Source organism: Legionella sp. PATHC032 (genome assembly GCF_026191185.1).
Taxonomy (GTDB): Bacteria; Pseudomonadota; Gammaproteobacteria; order Legionellales; family Legionellaceae; genus Legionella.
Window position 1 is genome coordinate 50,158 of the sequence record NZ_JAPHOV010000002.1, and the last position, 18,971, is coordinate 69,128.

The window sequence follows — 18,971 nt, forward strand, 5'->3', positions numbered from 1 at the left end:
ACCTTGGCGCATAACTTTTTGCGACAGAACCACTCCGTTCGTCATCTAAAAATATTTTTGCGACAGAACCCCAAATATGACTTTTCCTTAATTGGGGTGAATGGTTACAAGAAAACTTAATATTTTTTCTCTAAAATATTGTAGTAATAATTCAGCCTCAGCTTCCGTTGATAAGGACTGGTCATACACCAACCCCATCATGTGATTTAGATGACTGCTGAGAATCAATAAATTAAACTGTTCAGGACAAGTATAATTCCAGAGTCCCACCTTATTTCCGCTGAGACTAATTAAGTTCTCAATTAAATAGTTGGCACAAGAAAGTAAACCGCCTGAGGACTCCTGATTGTATTGATTAAAAATGAATCGTGGCTGTACATACTCCAAATGTGCAGCATCTTCGCTACGTAAAGGATATTGAAAACGCTCAATTAACTGAAGCACCTGCATCTGAGTATTTTTAAGCGCTTGAGTTGATTCACTGTTTGTTTTGAATTCAAAAAGAAAAGGAATACTATCTGCATAGTATCCAATCATTTCCGGATCATTTAATCGACCTCGATTTGATTTCACCATACTAATATAAATCTTATTTTGCTTATTTACCTCAGCCAAAGTAAGACAAAAAAGATGGAAATAAAAAGTATAAAGGGAAATACTATGTTGTCGGCAAAAAGCATGTACCCTTTCCGAATCTTCATGGGGTAACAGTTGATAAACTACCCCACCCACATAATTTATTGTTTGGGGTGCTTTAATGAGATGCCATGGTTCCAACTGTTGATTAATTTCACTATAGTAACGATGATATTCTGCTTTATTAATCTCATAGAGCATCGCTTCTTGATGATGATCATGCAAATAATTATTCTTCTGTAGAGAGAAATCCGAGGTATTTTTTTTCGCAAGATATGCCTCTTCCAACTTCTTAGAAAATAATTCTGCACTCAAGCCATCCGCAATTAAATGATGAAACCGGATTAATAAAATCGATTGTTCATGATCATCACAATGAACCAAATAACAACGAAATAAAGGGGCTTGGGTTATGTCAATTGGATCGACTAATAACCGTCCTATGGTTTCACAAAGACTTTTATCATTGATAACGTGGACTTGTGTGTTTGCTTTTGTATTAAAACTCCATTTAAGTGTTCCATTATCCTCAATAAAATAGACCTGTAATGCGGGAGTATCATGAATCACTTTATTGATCGATTGATTAAGACGCCCTATCTCCAAAAACCTATCAACTTCTTTGAATACAGGAACATAATAAGCAGTCTTATCAGGATGTCCTTTAAATAATGGCCATAAATTACTTTGCATTACTGACGCGTCATATAAAGCGAAGGGTTTCTCTTTAACAAAATGAGCATTATTTTTTTCATGAATCATTAAAGTATTCATCCAAGCATCTAATAAGCTATTAGCTAATGAGTCATCTATCCTATCGCGTCGATATTTCAAACTTAACTCTAAGCTGTCTGCTTTTAACAACACTTTAAATGACAATAAACGTGGTTCATCACCCCATAAGTTGCTTTGTATATTGCCATTTTTTAAAGCTCTTATTTGTAAGTGGGTATTAATCTTTAGGTCAATGCTTCTTTGAAAATCAAATGAAATCATGGGCGCAGCTAAACCTAGCTCTTTGAAGACAGGGATATGGAAGTATTGTTTTTCATGTAACAAAAATATTTGTTGCTGTAATTGTTCAGCAAGACTAAAGATATTCGCATCACGAGCACCAACTAACAGAACATCATTCGAAGTATCTCCAAAAACAGTAGCAAAGTCCCCGTTTTCTCTTCCCGAGAAAAATACGATGATTCCTTGCCTTTCTTGCTTCAACTGATCGAACAACATAGTAAACAGATTTGCTAAAATGTAGTTACTCAATGAAAGTTTATTCTGTTTAATTAATGCCAAGGATGAATTCATCTCTTTAAGTGCAATATTTGTATGAATCACACCAGCTTCTTGCGGAAGTTGGGTCTCGAACGCTAAAGGAACGCCTACAGAAACTCCTTGTAATTTCTGCAACCAAAATGTTTCAATTTCGCCATCAAAACGATTTAAAACCTGATCCCATTGCCAACTGACATAATCACTGTAGTTTATTACTTCATCCTCAAGATGTTCATCTTCATAATAGGCAATGACTTCTTTTATAAAGGATGTTACCGTATGACCATCACAAATTAAATGATGGAAAACAAGCAGCCAGCGATACTGCTCCTCACCATCCGGGATTAAACACGTCCGGAGCAAAGGTGCTTTACTCAGATTAAAAGGCATATTAAAAAAATCAGTCACCTGTTGCTCATCATATTTATCAAATAGTTCTAAGATGAGGGAGCAGTCATCATGCACATGCTGATTGACTTGATGTGCAATTTCATGAAAACTGCAGCGTAAAATATCATGACGCCTCAGCACAAAAGATAAGGCTTGCTGGAATTTATCTATTGATAATTTGCCTGTTATTGCAAGCTCCATAGGAATCTGGTAGGCCAGACTTCGGGGGGTATTTTGAATAAAATTCCAAATTTCTTGCTGTTGTAACGACAAAGGAAAGGTTCGTCTGTTTTTATAAACAGGAGCTAGCACTACGCTTTTATCCTGCTCAGCATTTCTAGATTGTTTATTCACTTTTAGCGCGAGCTCTTGTGCAGAAGCATGCTTAAATACATCCGATACTGAAATACAAGTATTGGGATACCTATGATTAATTTTATATATAAGTTGAGTCGCCATAATGGAATCCATGCCAAACTCAAACCAATTATCCGTGATCGAGAGTTCTCCTGAAGACAGCTTTAGAACCTCTTCGGCAATAAACAGGATTTTTTCTGCCGTACATAACTGATTATCCAGACCATTCGAAGAAGCATCAGGTAAGGAAGATATAGGAGCAACCATCAACGAAGGGTCACTTGAGAAATGATTCACAATTAAATTACATTCATTAACTTGCTGTTGAAAAATCATTTGTAACTCTGATCTTAACAAAGGGATAATACCCTTTTCAGCTAAATAAGAAGTTAATTGCTGTTCATTACGCTTAAATAAGCCTGTGTTTTTAACAGGACCTAAAATTAATGATTGAGCAGGTAGATTTTTTTTGTGGCGATGGATACTCAATGCATGCAAAAATGCATTAGCTGAAGCATATGCTGCTTGCCCTTGATTGCCTAATACCGCACTGAGAGAAGATATGGTAATAAATGCCTTAAGTCGATGATTCCGAGCTGCTTGATGCAAATTCCAAGCCCCAATGGCTTTGGCACCGAGTATCTCTTGAATATCCTCTTTTGTAGTTTCATGCCAAGGCTTGTCATGAGCAACCCCTGCGGCATGAACAATCATGCCTAAGGGTGGAAAATCATGGTGAAGTTTCCCGATCAATTGCGAAAGAGCGCCATAATCTGAGATATCACAGGAATAGTACTTAATTTTAGTTCCTTGATTCTTTTGTTGTACTATTTCCTTACTCCAAACCGGCTCGTCCTTTTTGCGCCCAACCGCAATAATATAACGCGCTCCCAACGTGGATAATGATTCAATGAGAGCCTGCCCCACATCACCACCTGCTCCGGTAACCAAACATGTAAAATCAGCACTAATCTTTCGCTCACCGCCAATATTTTCCGCTACAACAGGACTAATATCCTGACGATAAAACACTTCTTGATCCCTACGCAAAGCCCAATAATTTTCGTCCTTACTGCCAATAAATTGCATTGGATTATTATCTACATCATTTAAGTTGAACTCCAAATAATGAACAGGCCATAGTGGGTATTCTTGTTTTACTGATTTCAGTAAAGCCAATAAAGAAGGAGCCACCAAAGAATCATATTCAGTAAGCAATAAAACTGGTTTTTTCGGGTGGTGCTGCACTAAATATTGAATAAAATGAGTAAATGAAGTGATCTCTGCGATAAGCTGCTCAGGCTTAGCCTCGCAAAAATAAACAATCCAATTTGATTTTTGTAAGATATTCTCATGAGAGTGATCCGCTACTTTATTCGCAGGGAGAAAGTCCATCGCTTTAGATAAAAATAGAGAGTTGGGCTCGACTAATGTTGTGCCGCTCAAAAGAACATGCTCGTTTTTTAAGCTAATTAATGGTAAATGAGGATCTGCTTTCACCCATTGCTGATGATATAAATAAGTTCTCCACATCTCATTGGTTTGAGAATTATTATCTCCATTTTTTGGAAGCCAATATTCTTTCCCGCCAAAGGGATATTTAAGTAATTCCTCATGGACAAAAGATGCATGCTTATTAAGATTGTGCCATTTGATATCTACCCCTCTTAAATAGAAGGTTCCTAATGTTTCCATAATGCCAGGCCATGGATTTTCAGGTTCACTTACCGAAGGTAAAATGACAAAGTCATGAACCATTTGTGCTTGAGCCACTAAAATAGGTTTAGGCCCTATTTCTTGACACAACTCCACTCCATAATCCACTAAAGTATGAATTCCCTTTAAAAACTCAACTGGTTGCAACATGTGCGCAGACCAATATTCCGTAGTGATTTGCCCGTCTTCTAATAGTTCTCCTGTCACATTGGAAACAACCGCTATTTTTGCAGGGTGGTACGTAACATCGGCAGCAATTTTGGCAAACTCATCAACAATAGGTTTCATTAATGGTGAATGAAATGCATGGGATACAGCCACTTTTTTACATCGAATTCCATGCTGGTCACAGTAATTTTGACAGGCTAAAATTGCCTCATCTGTCCCTGAAACTACTGTTTGTTCCGGGCCATTTTTTAAAGAAACAACCAAATCATCAAAACGGGAAATAAACTGCTCTACTTCAGGCGCTGAAGTATTAATAGCCAACATTCCCCCCGAAACAGGTAACGAAGAGATTAATAATGCACGCTTACACACCAAATATAATGCGTCATGAAGAGATAATATCCCCGCGATACAGGCTGCAACATATTCTCCCAAGCTATGCCCTAACAACAAATTGGGTTTTAGCCCTAAATGCAAGAACCATTGCGCTAAACTATATTCATAAACAAACAAGGTTGGTTGAGCGTATAACGTATTATTAATATCCACATCCGATGGTGTATTTAATAACATTGCCCGCAAATCAAAAGGAAGCCAATTTTGGGCAAGAGCACAACATTGTTCCAAAACTGCAGCAAATTCAGGGATTGTCTTATATAAAGCCGCCGCTACATTCGGTAGCAGACAACCTTGCCCAGTAAATAACCAAGCCAACTGATTACTTTTCGCAATTTTCCTTTCATTCCATTGTTGTTGCTGCAAAGCAGACAACCAACTAGACTGATCTTTAGCGCTAATAAAAGCCCGATAAGGAAAATGTGTTCTTTGAGTCAACGATTGATGGCTGAGTGAAGGAAAATGAATTGCAGAATGCTGCTCTCCATAAGTACGATAGTTTTGTAGATATTGCTTTAAAATTTTCGGGTCTTTAGCACTAACAACCCATAAATGCTGAGGTCGATTAATATGCTCCTGTTTGAGCCCTGCCATTGGCGTATTGCCTAAAATAATGTGAGCATTAGTGCCGCTAAAACCAAAAGCACTAATCCCCGCGTAACGACACTCATCTTCCCACGGTATACAATGCATTGGAATAGACATGGCGTCGTGTAGATGCAATTTAGGATTCAACTGCTGGAGATTTAAATGGGCAGGAATTTGTCCATATTTAATTGCCAATACCGTTTTAATGAATCCGGCTACACCAGCAGCAGCCTCAAGATGGCCAATACGTGTTTTTACCGAGCTAATATATAAAGGATTAGTACGTTCTTGAGCATAACAGCGGCGAATTCCCTCCCATTCAATAGGATCCCCTAATTCAGTTCCAGTGCCATGCGCTTCAATATGGGTGATTTGCTCAGGCCTTAAGTGAGACAAATTTAATGCGGTATTAATCACATCCACTTGAGCAGTCAAATTTGGAGCGGTCAAACCGTTACTAGCTCCATCCTGATTCACTGCACTACCGTAAATCACCGCATGAATGCGGTTCCCATCGCGCAATGCGTCACTTAGTTTTTTCAGAACAACCATACCGCATCCCTCACCACGTACATAACCATCGGCACTCACATCAAAAGTACTGCAACGATTATGAGGTGAAAGCATGCCGCTTTTACAAAAAATAATACTGCTTTCAGGTGACAGAATTAAATTAACCCCACCAGCAATCGCTAATTCACAATCGCCTGCCTGTAACGCGCGGCTTGCCTGATGGATACAAACTAACGAAGAAGAACAAGCCGTATCAATGGCCATACAAGGACCATTTGTTCCTAAGAAATAAGCAATTCTCCCGGCAGACGTAGCAAAACTGGTTCCTGTAGCCTGATACGTACCCAATTCAGTCAGTGGTACTTGTTTTTGTATTAATTGATCGTAATCGTGGGTACTAATACCGAGATAAATCCCTGTGTGCGAACCTTTTAATTCACTTTCGACTAACCCAGCATCCTCCAGTGCATGCCAAGTGGTGCTTAATGCCAAACGCTGTTGGGGATCAAGGTATTCTGCTTCACGAGGAGAAATGTTAAAAAATTTTGAGTCAAAGCGTTTTACATCATTTAAAAATCCTCCTTTAGCAGAATACATTTTACCTTTAGCATCGGGATTAGGATCAAAATACAATCGGTTATCCCAGCGAGAGGAAGGAATGGGTTCAATACTGTCCTCTTCTTTTAACAAACTCTGCCAAAACTCATCAATTCCATTAATATCTTGATAGTTTTTTCCTGGTAGGCGACAATCCATCCCAATAATGGCGATAGGTTCGTACTCTTGGGATTCTGCATATTGAATATCAGCAGCTTGATGTTGGGTTAAGTGCGCGCATAAACTATGAATATTCGGAAATTCCCAGGCTAACCAAGGGTCAAGAGGCCGCTCAACGACCTTTTCAAAATCACTCATCATCGTTACTAATTGAATTGACGTAAGCCCATATTCAGAAAAAGCACCATTCACTTCAATTGCATCAAAAGGAGTACCCGTATGTGTAGCAATCCACTCCTTCAACCAGAGTATGAGCTTGTTCTCCATCTCATCTGTATGCATTACCGAGGTATTTTCAACTTTTTCTGTAAGTTGCCCCATCCATGCGAGTCGCTGAAACTCATCATTCAGGTACGCCTGCTTGCACGCACTGCGTTGAATCTTTCCGCTGCTGGTTTTTAATATTTTTTGCGGAGGGATTAATACAATATCGAATAAACCAATATCTGTCGCCTCAAGAACTGATTTCTTGATTTTTGCAATAATTTCTCGATATCGTGTATCGTCAAGGGCCGCTTTAACTTCAGCGACCAAGATGCAAACTTCACCTGAATCGTGCGTTATTGAAAAAGCAGCAGCACAATGAGGAATCACGTCGCGATCACTTTGATAACACACGGCCTCTATATCCTGAGGATAAATATTGCGCCCATTAATAATAATTAAATCTTTTACTCGTCCACAAATCGTTAAACGGCCGCTATCATCCAGAAAAACTAAATCCCCTGTTCTTAAAAATGGACCTTCATGAGTATCGGCAGTAAATGCCTCAAATATTTCTTTAGTTTTTTCAGGATTTTTATAATAACCAGAGGCAACTGAATCGCCTCGAATCCACAACTCACCGACAGTATTAGCAGGAAGCACCTTCAAATTATTAGGATCGACAACTCGAATCAAAAATTCTTCCGGCACATGTCCACACCTGACTAACTCGACAAAGGTACCAGGTTCACTACTCTTAACGCTTGTTACAATGCCTTTTTCAAAATCGTTTTTGTCAATCTGAGATAAACGCTCCTTAGTCATCTCAATAGAAATAAAAAGGGTTGTTTCTGCCATACCATACCCAGGTTTCATCGTGTACTCTTTAAGGTTATAGGGCGCGAGTGTTTGTTCAAAGAGCCGTATTGTTTCCGGTTTAATTGGTTCAGCACCATTGACTGCGCAACGCAGGTGTGAAAAATCAAGTTCCAAGGGTGATTTTTTTGATTTTAATGCTTTAATCGCCAAGTCATAAGAAAAATTAGGAGCCATTGTATATGTTCCACGCTCCCTACTCATTGCCTGTAACCAAAAAAATGGACGTTTTAAAAACGTAAAAGGCGCCATAAATACACAGGTTCCGCCTGCGTATAAAGGTAATAATGTATTTCCAATTAATCCCATATCATGAAATATAGGAAGCCATGAAACGCATGTACTTACGGTTTCATGCCCTAAATATTTTTCTAAAAGCCCAAGATTAGCACAAATATTTTTATGGGTTACCATCACTCCTTTAGGTGAGCCTGTAGAGCCAGAGGTATATTGTAAAAACGCAATATGTTCTGAACAAACCTCAGGCAAAGAGATAGTCAAGTTAGATGGCTTTTGCGCTAAGCTATCCACACAAACTAACGTAGTTCCCTTAGGAAATTCAAATTTATTTTGATCACAATAGTCTTTTACTGCGCTCGTAGTAAGAATCATTTGAGCAGAAGAATCAGTAATAATTTTGAATAAGCGTTGTAAATGCCTGACTTGGCGCGGAGGATAGGCGGTGACAGCAATATTACCCGAATGCAATACGGCGAGAAAAGACACAATATAATTAAGACTGGAATCAAACAAAAGCAATATTGGCTTTTGTATTGTTTGATTTTTATTCGCTTTTAAATGTAAAAACACTAATTCTTTTGCTAAAGATAAAACTTTCTCACCTAGTTGTTGGTAAGATAACTCCTGGCTGCTTTGGTAATCAGATTCCAAAAATTTTAAGGCTACTTTCTGAGGTTGAGTTTGAGCATAATGAAAAATAATCCCTAATAAATTATTCTCAGAATTCATAGTAATGACTCCCGTGACGAAGGCCAAAAGGATTGATTTCAATCTATACGACTAATTATAGAACATAAAAAACAGGGAATAAAAATGCGTTGTTATTCAAGCTATACTTGATATGAGCCAACAACAAGATTTATTTTTGGATCTTTATTATGTCAATAAAAATTGATGAGAATAAAACCATTGCATTGTTTGACTTTGACGGGACTATCACTAGTAAAAGTACCACCACTCCCTTCTTGAAATTCATTAGTGGGCACTCTTTTTTACTCAAATTACTGAGCAAGCTTCCTTCGCTGATTAGTTATCATTGTCATTTTAGTAGTCTGGATCAATTAAATAACATCATTGCGCAAACCTTTTTCAAAGGTTTGCCTCGTGAACATTTATATCAAGCAGGTGAACTTTTTTCTAACCAAATTATCCCTTCTTTGGTAAGAAAAACAGCGTTGAAACGGCTAGAATGGCATCAAGAGCAAGGTCATTATTGTATATTAGCAACCGCGGCGTTTAATGTTTATATCGATTATTGGGCTAAAATGAGTGGCTTTAATGCCATTGCCTCAACACAAATTCACTTTAATTCGCATGATGTTGCCAGCGGTATGATCCAAGGGAAAAGTTGTAACGGAGCAGAGAAATTAAATCGTGTTTTAGAACTTATTGGAAATGAACCCCGTTTAATTTATGCTTACGGCGATAGCTCAGGAGATGCAGAAATGTTAGCCTATGCAACTCATGCGCATTACAAAATATTTAAATAACCTCAGCTCGATATAAGAATAAGGTTATGTGATTGAATTATTGAAAAAATTATCGGTGCTATATACATTTTGTTTTTTAAAATTCACGCCTGAATTATGAAAGGAAACAAGGCGCTACGCTCAGTGCCAACTACGTTGGCGGGTTCTGTCGCAAAAATTATTGTGTATGAAAAGCGCAGGAATTTTGGGCGAGTTTACGCCGCAAGCCCATAGAACTGCTCAAAAATAGTTTGATTAGCAGATTTTTTATGTTGCTCTTTCCGGAGCATATGGTGCAGTTCAATTCCAGCTAATGTCGCCTCTGCAGAGTGAAACGCTTTAAATCCCCGCATAGGATTAGTGATTTTTTTAACAAATCGATGGTCTTGCTCTACAATATTATTCAGATATTTGATTTGGCGAACGCTGATTTGTGTGAACACGCCGCCCAACATAAATAAAAGCGCCAGAAGCAGGTTGATGGTATTGATACCTGCTTTATTGGCGCCACTTTTATCCATGGTTACTTTATCTGGAATGCCGCTTGACCCAATCGCTTTCTCAAAAAATGCTCGTGCAGCAGGCTCATCTCGTTTTTCTGATAGCATGAAATCAACGGTTTGACCTTCTTTGTCAACGGCCCTGTACAGATAGACCCACTGGCCTTTTACCTTAATATAGGTCTCGTCCATCCTCCAGGAAATCCCTACAGGGCGTTTGTAGCGTTTGCGAAAAACCTCTTCCAGCTGCGGGGCATAGCGGATAACCCACCTATTAATCGTCGAATGATCTACTTTCAGGCCCCGTTCCAGTGCCAGATCCTCAACGTCACGATAACTCAATGAATAGGACAAGTACCATCTGACCAGCATTAATATTATATCCTGCTTAAAATGACGCCACTTAAAACTAACCATCGTTAACCATTCCTGTGCAAAATTCCAGGATTTTACCTTGGCGCATAACTTTTTGCGACAGAACCTTAATTTAGCTTCAGCATCTGCTTTAGCTAATCTTCTAATTTGTTTAGGCTCACAATACCAGCCAATGGCTTTACTCAATTTCTCTATAAGCAAATTCAAAGTTTCAGAAGATAGTTTAATATCCATATTGATTAATATCCTAATTTTACCGATTTATATATTTGTATAGTGTAGTCTTTCCTACGCCAACCATCTTACAAATTGATTGTATTGAATGTTTTTTATTAGCATATAAAGTTTTGACTAACTCTTTTTGTTCGTCAGTAAGCTTTTCTGGCCTTCCTCCCTGCCTACCAATGGCTCTTGCAGCCTCAAGACCGTCCAGTGTTCGCTCTTTAATTAAATTTCGTTCAAACTCGGATATGGCGCCAAACACATGAAACATAAACCTACCTGAGGTGTTTCTGTATTAATAGCTTCGGTGATACTATGGAACCGATTCCCTTTTTCTCTAATTTACTCACATAAGAAATAAGATGCTTCAGTTATCGCCTTAACCGATCCAATCGCCAAACAACCAAAACATTCCCTTCCTTTAGGAAACTTTATACTTTCTCTAATCCAGGGCATTCGGATACCGAGCCACTAATTTTATCTGTAACTAGCTTCCCCCTCCTATTTAAAACAAATGAACCAGCGGAACTTCAGACCATCGTGTGGTATAGGCAGGTGATTTTAGTTCAGCACGCATGGCCCAAGGTTTTGAAAAACCTTCTGCTGCGAGGCGAATTGTGCTTCGTCCATATTTTTGATTGATTTGGTCAAAGACCGCCATCAATTGTTCCGTGTGGTTTAGATGCTCGTCACTTGGTTGATGAAACATATCCAGCTGTCGTGGGCTTTTAGGAATTAAATCTTCAAGACATACTCCTGCCTTTTTATAGTAATACCTTGGTTTAAAAATGCGTTGCAGACATCGTTTGGCTATTTTGGTAATTAAGCGCAAATCATCTGTGGGATTAATCAGATTAAATTCGATGGACTGAAAGTGCTGTGCCAAATCTTCCCGAAATCGGTTCGTATGCACAAATACAACCAGACGCTTCGCCACTAATTGCTGGCGACGCATTTTCTCCACCGCACGAGCACAATGACTACTGATTGATTCCTCAATCGAAGCAAGTTGGGTTTGCATCTGACCAAAACTTTTAGATGACATAATACTTTGTTTAGGCTCTATTGCCTCTAAACCGCTACAAGCAATTCCTTGAAGCTCCATGGCCGTACGCATCAACACGACGTTAAAACATTTCTTCAGAAGGTGAGGATTGGTCATTGCCAAATCATAAGCCGTATGAATGCCTCGCGAAATTAATTTATTGGCCCATTGCCGCCCTACCCCCCAAATGTCCCCAACGGAAATCTGTTGCAATAGCCGCTCACGATTCGAGGAGATATTAAACACAGGGATTTTATAAACTTTTTTGCATAAATGATTGGCGGCTTTGGCTAGTGTTTTGGTCGGCCCAATGCCGATGGAAGTGGGTATTCCCGTGTGCCTCAAGATTTTCTTTTGTAACTGCTCGCAAAACAAATCATGTGAGTTAACTGGTAAACTCCTTAAATCAAGAAACGCTTCATCAATCGAGTAAATTTCGATATGGGGCCAGGCTTCTTCAATAGTGCACATCACGCGATGACTCATGTTACCATACAACGTATAATTTGAGGAAAAAGCTTTCACGCCATGCTGTTCGCACAAATGTTTAATTTTGAAGTATGGCTCGCCCATGGCAATGCCCAATGCTTTGGCTTCATTCGAGCGTGCGATACAACAGCCGTCGTTATTGGATAGCACCACGATGGGGACATCCTTTAAATCAGGACGAAACAAACGCTCGCAACTGGCGTAAAAATTGTTGCAGTCGATAAGGGCAAACATCTCAGGCAAGCTCATGTAGAACCAAAGTCACCACTCCCCAAATCACCATCTCACTGTCCTCTGTAATGTCAATGGGTTGAAATTTGGGATTAGCAGGAAGTAATTGCACCCTTCCCCCTTTTTTCGAAAGGCGTTTAACTGTAAGCTCACCGTTCACAGCTGCAATGACAATGCGTCCATCCGAAGGTTCTATGCTTCTATCGACTAACAGCCAGTCGCCAGAAAAAATTCCAGCATCCACCATAGACTCCCCTGTGGCTTGCAAAACAAAGGTAGACGATGGGTGTTTAATAAATTTGGTGTTTAAATCAAGATACCCCTCGATGTAATCATCGGCCGGTGATGGAAATCCTGCTTGAATTTTGCTAGCAAATACCGGCAATTGATACGATACATGACTCTTTAGACGCTCTAATTCAGCAAGTTGAGATAATGATATACGAACTGCTTTGGTAGGCTCACCCCTTGGGCGACCCGCCCCTACTCTTTTTCCGCCTCGTGGTGACATGATGATTCTTTTTTTGATTTACGTACAAATATCATAGACAAGGAAAAATAAGCTGTAAATCCCGCCTCAGAACAACATGAGTTGAAATCAACACTAAGTCTTCGAGAATATTAAGAAAATTATTTTTAAATTTTTTATTCAGATAATGGCTCCATCGCCAATGGATGGTCAAAATTGGCTTTGTTCACTAAAGTAGTCACTCGATACCCTTGTAAATCCTCATAGGGATAAGGCTTCATCAAAGCGACTAACTGTTCTTTAGGGCATTGAATGTTATTGAGCCAAATGACTTGGCCTTTTTCATCTAAAATCAACGGCATACGATTGTGCACCGGTTGCATCAAGGGATTCGCATCGGTTGTAATCAGGCAGCAAGAATGAATTACTTCATCGTTTTGCTGCCAAGTATCCCGAATAGCAGCAACAGCCAGCAAATCATGATTCTTTTTTTGAAAAAAATAAGGCTGTTTTACACCATCCTCTTGGTGCCATTCATAAAAGCCACTCATAGGGATTAAACAGCGTTTCGATTTTATTGCCTGACGAAAAGTCGGCTTTTCAAAAACTGTTTCGGCTCGTGCATTGATGAGATTTCCTAATTTTTTTCTGTCCGTTGTCCAGGAAGGAATCAATCCCCAACGCAATAATACGCATTGAATTTCATGACCAACGGTTTCAACAAGACATACTACATCAGCTCCTGGAGAAATATTAAAGCGCGGAGGTATTTCAATCGCATTGGCTAGATGAAATTGGTATTTTAGCTTGTCATAAGAAGCAATATAAGCAAATCGACCACACATCTTTTCATCCACCGAAAGAGTTATTGTCAGTATAATACTAAATCTCAAATAATGAGAAAAATCAGGCGAAATATTCATTCATTAAAACAATATTTGCAACACGAGCAATGATATCCAAATTTAGCACCCTCTTTAGTTCAGAAAACTGTATTAACCCGGCTAACCATTTTTATATTAACTCAAAATTTCTAAAGATGAGTAACGACATGGATATCGACAAAGATATCATCACAGAGACCATTACAGGTATCACAAAAAGAATCATAATAGATATATTTATAGGTACCATATGGATATTTATATAGATATCCATATGAAAACATATAAGATATCAACAAAGATAACATAATGATATATAATTCGTTATCTTAGTTTATCACGCCTATATTTTATATAGGTCACAGCGCAAAAGGCAAATATACAGATTAGGTATCTTTATGGGTATCTACTAAGATACCCTTTAGATATCTTTATAGGTATCTTTTGGATAACAAAATGGTTTAATACTCTCCTTTTAGATATCTTATAAGATCACACTTTAAGTATCCATTTAGATATCACTTAGATATCATTCATATGTGATTATGATTTACAAAAAAAAATCCATCTTGATCGGAAGGTAAAAACATTATAAACATTTGTAAAACGTCAACATTAAATAATATTGAAATCTTCGTAAAATTGCATTTTTATCATTACTTTATAGTTTACATGGTTTACGTTTTATGATTAAAATCATACAAAACATCAACCACATAATGAGATTCAATATGGATATACAAAACAATGTCACTCAAAATCACCAACCCAAAAGAGCAATATCTGATGTTGCAGATTTTCTCGGCATCTCAATGCAAGCCGTCCATAAACAATTAAAAAATAAAAATATAAATTGCGAAAAAATAGGTAACAAATCTTTTTTAACATTTGAATCAGCTAGAGAGTTATTTAATTTTAAGTTCAAGCGAAAAAAAATCGCCGTTCAAATTGTTAAAGGTGGAACTGGAAAAACTACAACAATCAATAATATAGCTAGTTGTGCCAATACTTATGGAGCAAGAGTGCTATTGATTGATGCAGATCCACAGGGTAATTTAACAGACGCAAATGGGATTGACGCGGAAGAATATCCTGTATTAATAGATCTATTGAAAGATGGAGCATCAATTCAAGAAAGCATAGTAACAGTTTCACAAGGATTAGATCTAATACCAAGCCGCATTGAGAATGTAATTCTCGATAATGAAATTGTCAACGGAAGGTATCCATTAGAGAAGCTTTATAATAATTTATTAAGTAAAGTCGAGAACTATTATGACTTTATATTGATAGATTGCCCGCCAACTATGGGACAAGCCGTAACTGCCGCTAGTCTGTACGCTGATATTATTCTAGCCCCTTTAAATCCTGATAAATTTAGCGCTAAAGGGTTAAAAATATTAAAGCAAGAAGTTGATACATTAAATAAACATTTCCATAAAAAAATTGAATATAAGGTATTTTTGAATAAATTCAGTTCAAAAACAATTTTATCTGATAAAGCAATCGTATCACTTATTTCTGACCCAGAATTAGAAGGGAAGGTATTATCTACTACAGTACAGTATGCGCAAGAGATACCTAATATTACAGATGATAACAAAAGCTCATTTAGTAATTTGAAAAAATCCTTGGTAAGAGATGATTTTGATAGATTGACACGAGAGTTACTTGAAATAAACGCAGAAACTTTTGCTAAAGACGAACGAGCATTATCCAAAAATTTAAAAGAAGAATCTTTAGCATAGGGAGAGCTATAATATGCCTGATTTAGAGGAACTTCTACAGTCGCGTAGTAAAAAGAAATTCATGAAGAAATCCTACAGACCATGGGACTTATCAGGTGGACCCACATCCTTGACCGAGAAAAATGAATTCGGAACAACAACTTTAGAAAATCTAGTTCATCAAAAGGATTCTGTTGTTAAAAACAATCTATCGGTAGTTGCCCAATGCATAAGTCAAGAAAATACACATTCCACATTAGATAACGATAAAGATATCGGAAAGATAACAAACAAATATCAATCAGGTACCGATTCGGAAAACCATGGGATATCTAATGAATACCAGATGGATAACTCAACTGATACCATTAAGGAAACTACAAGGAACCATTTAGATAACAACTTAGATAACAAAGAGACATCAAACAATCAATCAATTTTAGAAAAATTTATAAAAGAAACATCCGAGATTACAAACAATTTCAATGAAAATCTTGAATATGATCATAATGAAATAGACTTAATTTCACCTTCAAAAATAGAACAAGAAATTATACGCCTTTCGGGAAAGCAAAAACTTATATTTGATATGGTCATAGAGATATGCTCAGCAAGAAAATGCTTTGAAACTGGGCCAGTACAAACATTGACTTTGGCAACATTGGCACAAACAACCACTGGAACAGCAAAAACCACGATTAAAAGATTAATAGACAAGGGTTTAATATTTAGACATCAGGGAAAAAATGCAAAAGGCGGCTATATTAACTTAGGCATTAATCAGGTTATCTGGGAACATGTTAAAAACATAAAAAATAATAATAAAACTTCGATTTTTACTAGCGAAGCTATATTGAATAATAGATATCAAAAAGATATCAATCCAGATGATATAAATAGTAGTATTTATAATATTAATACTACTACTTTATCTAAAAGACATGAACAAATACCTCCGGAATGGGAAAAAATTAATTTTGAACCATTGTCACATATAGGATTTTCTAAAACACAGATAAAACAATTAATCGGAAAGAATGATCCAACGATAGTCCAGGAATCAATTTATCATTTTGCATTTGGTTTGGAATATAATCAAAAAACTAAGAAGTATGATGATCCCTTGAATGTATTGATGGGAGTTTTAAGAAAAGGACAAGCTTGGATAGAAGGCGATTATCGTTCAGCGATAGAAATAGCACAAGAGAAACTGTTAGAAAGCAAAAAAGCAGAAATTGAACGTAAGAAGAGTCTTGAGGAAAAGGCTTTTAAATTAGCTTTCCACGAATGGGAAAGTGAAATAACTGAAAGTGAATTACAGAAGTTAACCGAGCGAAAAAATGGAGACCTTACGCCTCCTAAGGCAAAGTTAACTATGTACTTTAGAGAAAATATTTGGCCTTCAAAAAAAGGGGAGTATCTTTTGTTTTAAATTCAGAGAGATATGTTAAATTTACCTGCAAGTAAATTATCAGAGCATATCTACATTTTCCGTTAAATATTGCTATACCTGCTGGGAAAATGGATTTAGCTATATGTGCAAAAATATATTGAGTTGGTTCTATAAATTTATCGCTATTCTTAAACATTCTTTATTATTGGTTCCAATAATACACTTAAAAAAATTAGTGATGTAAAATTTATTAGCTTTTGATTGTAGGTTTTATTCGAAAATAATTTGCATTATGCAAGTTATTACTACCTGAGGATAGGATATTAAATGGATTCTGTAAAAATGAATAGGAAAGGGGTAGTTTATTTACACTGGTTAAACGGAATAAGTACATTCAGTTTTGCTATCTTATTTTCATCATTATCACTCTACTTGACTAAAAATATTGGTTTAAGTCAAGTGCAATCTAATGGGGTTGTAGGTTTTTTTCTGGCTTCAAATTTCATTCTTCATTTTATAGCAGGTTATCTCGGTGATAAGTGGTTAAGTAATCGATTGCTATTTGCCACTTCGACAATTGTACAAAGTATTGGCCTCATAGTGCTGAATTTTTCCGAATCATTTGTATATTTAGGATTAAGTTTATTTGTTATTGGATGTGGTTTAGGCTCCACCTGCATTAATTGCCTTATTACACAACAATTTAATAGTCAAGAGGATGAATTAAGAGAAAAAGCCTTTTTTCATAATTACGGCGCAATGAATATAGGGTTTCTTTCCGGCTATATCTTAAGTGGATACATTGACATCAATGATAAATATGAACATTTATTTGAAATGAGTAATCTGATTAACCTGATTACAGTATTTTTCATTATTAAATCATGGAAGCATTTTGCTAAAAAAACAGTAGCTATCAGAAAAGAGATCGGGGATGGTAAATTGGGATTATTATTAATTTTATTAATAATACCTATTCTCTTTGCGGGATTTTATTACTATTGGTTGGCAAATGGACTCATACTTTCTATAGGAGCTGCGGCTTTATTTTACATAACGCTATTGGCACATGGTTTTAAAAATAATAATGAGAGAAAAAAAATTTATTCTTTTATATTTTTGACTGTAAGTTCTATTGTATTTTGGATGCTTTACTTTGTCGGGCCGATGGGAGTTACTCAATTTTTGAAGTATAACGTGAATATATACGTAGGCACATATTATATTCCCCCTCAGTGGTTGATGAATTTAAATTCACTTTTTGTGATTATTGGTTCACCTTTAATGATCTCTTTATTAGAGCGACTAAGAAAGAAACACATAATTATTTCTATCCCGAAACAATTTATTTGTTCCCTAGTGTTTATCGCATTGTCCTTTTCAGTGTTAGCTCTTGGCATATTAAAATCAAGCCCTGATGGGTTAACTAGTGTGAATTGGATTGTTGCACATTATTTTTTTCAAGCGGTAGGAGAGTTGCTCATTGCTCCGGTGGGTTATGCTATGATAGGACATCTCGCGCCGGAGAAACTGCAGGGGCTTATGATGGGAATATGGATGATGGCTTCTGGTGTATCGGTCACATTGTCCAATTATTTTTCCAATTTAATGACTCAATCCGAGTCATTAAATCCTTTCATTAGCAATGAGCACTACATGAGCGTATTTAATCAACTAGGTCTTTATGCTGTTCTTGGAGCGTTGATACTGTGGTTATTTTCTAAGACTATTGAAAACAGTATACAAAAAACGTCAAATCGAACAATTGAAGGAATCGCATAATCTATTGGAGTGATAATTCCCCCTGTATTTTGGATAGTTGTATTTCTTCTTGAGCTAATATTTTTAAGAAATTTTCCAATATATTAGGATTTTTTATCGTTTTAATATCTTTTTTAATTCCATTAACAAGACTTTGTTGCAGTTGAAGTGAATTTTGTAAGTTAATATTAGAACAAGCTCGACGATTCAAATCATACACATTATGTAGACGTTTATTTGTTGAAATTTCATTTAACCCTGAATAAGTAC

The 18,971-nt window shown here is 36.9% G+C and carries 10 protein-coding genes and 1 pseudogene; 4 read left to right on the plus strand and 7 right to left on the minus strand.

From position 1 onward, the window contains the following. Positions 1–87: 87 nt before the first annotated feature. Positions 88–8,865 carry a type I polyketide synthase gene (locus OQJ02_RS15355; RefSeq protein ID WP_061638498.1) on the minus strand — a complete coding sequence of 2,926 codons (8,778 nt, stop codon included), beginning with the start codon at positions 8,863–8,865 and terminating at the stop codon, positions 88–90. A gap of 149 nt (positions 8,866–9,014) precedes the next feature. Here OQJ02_RS15355 and OQJ02_RS15360 point away from each other — a divergent pair, with 149 nt between their 5' ends. After that, complete coding sequence (locus OQJ02_RS15360; protein WP_042236549.1) at positions 9,015–9,626, plus strand: HAD-IB family hydrolase; 612 nt, start codon at positions 9,015–9,017, stop codon at positions 9,624–9,626. Positions 9,627–9,820: 194 nt separating this feature from the next. Here the strand turns inward: OQJ02_RS15360 and OQJ02_RS15365 are convergent, their stop codons facing one another. The 5 genes from OQJ02_RS15365 to OQJ02_RS15385 form a co-directional block, all read right to left on the minus strand. After that, entirely contained in the window at positions 9,821–10,522 is a 702-nt protein-coding gene (locus tag OQJ02_RS15365) for an IS6 family transposase (protein ID WP_059411224.1), read from the minus strand. A gap of 211 nt (positions 10,523–10,733) precedes the next feature. After that, positions 10,734–10,973, minus strand: a complete 240-nt coding sequence (locus tag OQJ02_RS15370; protein WP_080447080.1) for a recombinase family protein — start codon at positions 10,971–10,973, stop codon at positions 10,734–10,736. A gap of 234 nt (positions 10,974–11,207) precedes the next feature. Then, positions 11,208–12,485: a Y-family DNA polymerase gene (locus OQJ02_RS15375; protein ID WP_061638464.1), complete on the minus strand. Its 1,278-nt coding sequence runs from the start codon at positions 12,483–12,485 to the stop codon at positions 11,208–11,210. Continuing rightward, complete coding sequence (locus OQJ02_RS15380) at positions 12,472–12,978, minus strand: LexA family protein (RefSeq protein ID WP_011215133.1); 507 nt, start codon at positions 12,976–12,978, stop codon at positions 12,472–12,474. The genes OQJ02_RS15375 and OQJ02_RS15380 overlap by 14 nt, the downstream gene beginning before the upstream one ends. 134 nt (positions 12,979–13,112) lie before the next feature. Next, positions 13,113–13,781 carry an SOS response-associated peptidase gene (locus tag OQJ02_RS15385; RefSeq protein WP_061638463.1) on the minus strand — a complete coding sequence of 223 codons (669 nt, stop codon included), beginning with the start codon at positions 13,779–13,781 and terminating at the stop codon, positions 13,113–13,115. 770 nt (positions 13,782–14,551) lie between these two features. On the opposite strand from OQJ02_RS15385, the gene OQJ02_RS15390 reads away from it, so the two are divergent. The 3 genes from OQJ02_RS15390 (at position 14,552) to OQJ02_RS15400 (ending at position 18,722) form a co-directional block, all read left to right on the plus strand. After that, positions 14,552–15,568 carry a ParA family protein gene (locus tag OQJ02_RS15390; RefSeq protein WP_106184466.1) on the plus strand — a complete coding sequence of 339 codons (1,017 nt, stop codon included), beginning with the start codon at positions 14,552–14,554 and terminating at the stop codon, positions 15,566–15,568. Positions 15,569–15,581: 13 nt separating this feature from the next. Further along, positions 15,582–16,979, plus strand: a complete 1,398-nt coding sequence (locus OQJ02_RS15395) for a hypothetical protein (protein WP_011212593.1) — start codon at positions 15,582–15,584, stop codon at positions 16,977–16,979. Positions 16,980–17,267: 288 nt separating this feature from the next. Beyond that, positions 17,268–18,722 carry a peptide MFS transporter gene (locus OQJ02_RS15400; protein WP_011212594.1) on the plus strand — a complete coding sequence of 485 codons (1,455 nt, stop codon included), beginning with the start codon at positions 17,268–17,270 and terminating at the stop codon, positions 18,720–18,722. Position 18,723: 1 nt separating this feature from the next. Here OQJ02_RS15400 and OQJ02_RS15405 read toward each other — a convergent pair. Next, positions 18,724–18,971 (minus strand): annotated as a pseudogene (locus OQJ02_RS15405) (hypothetical protein); the annotation flags it as partial.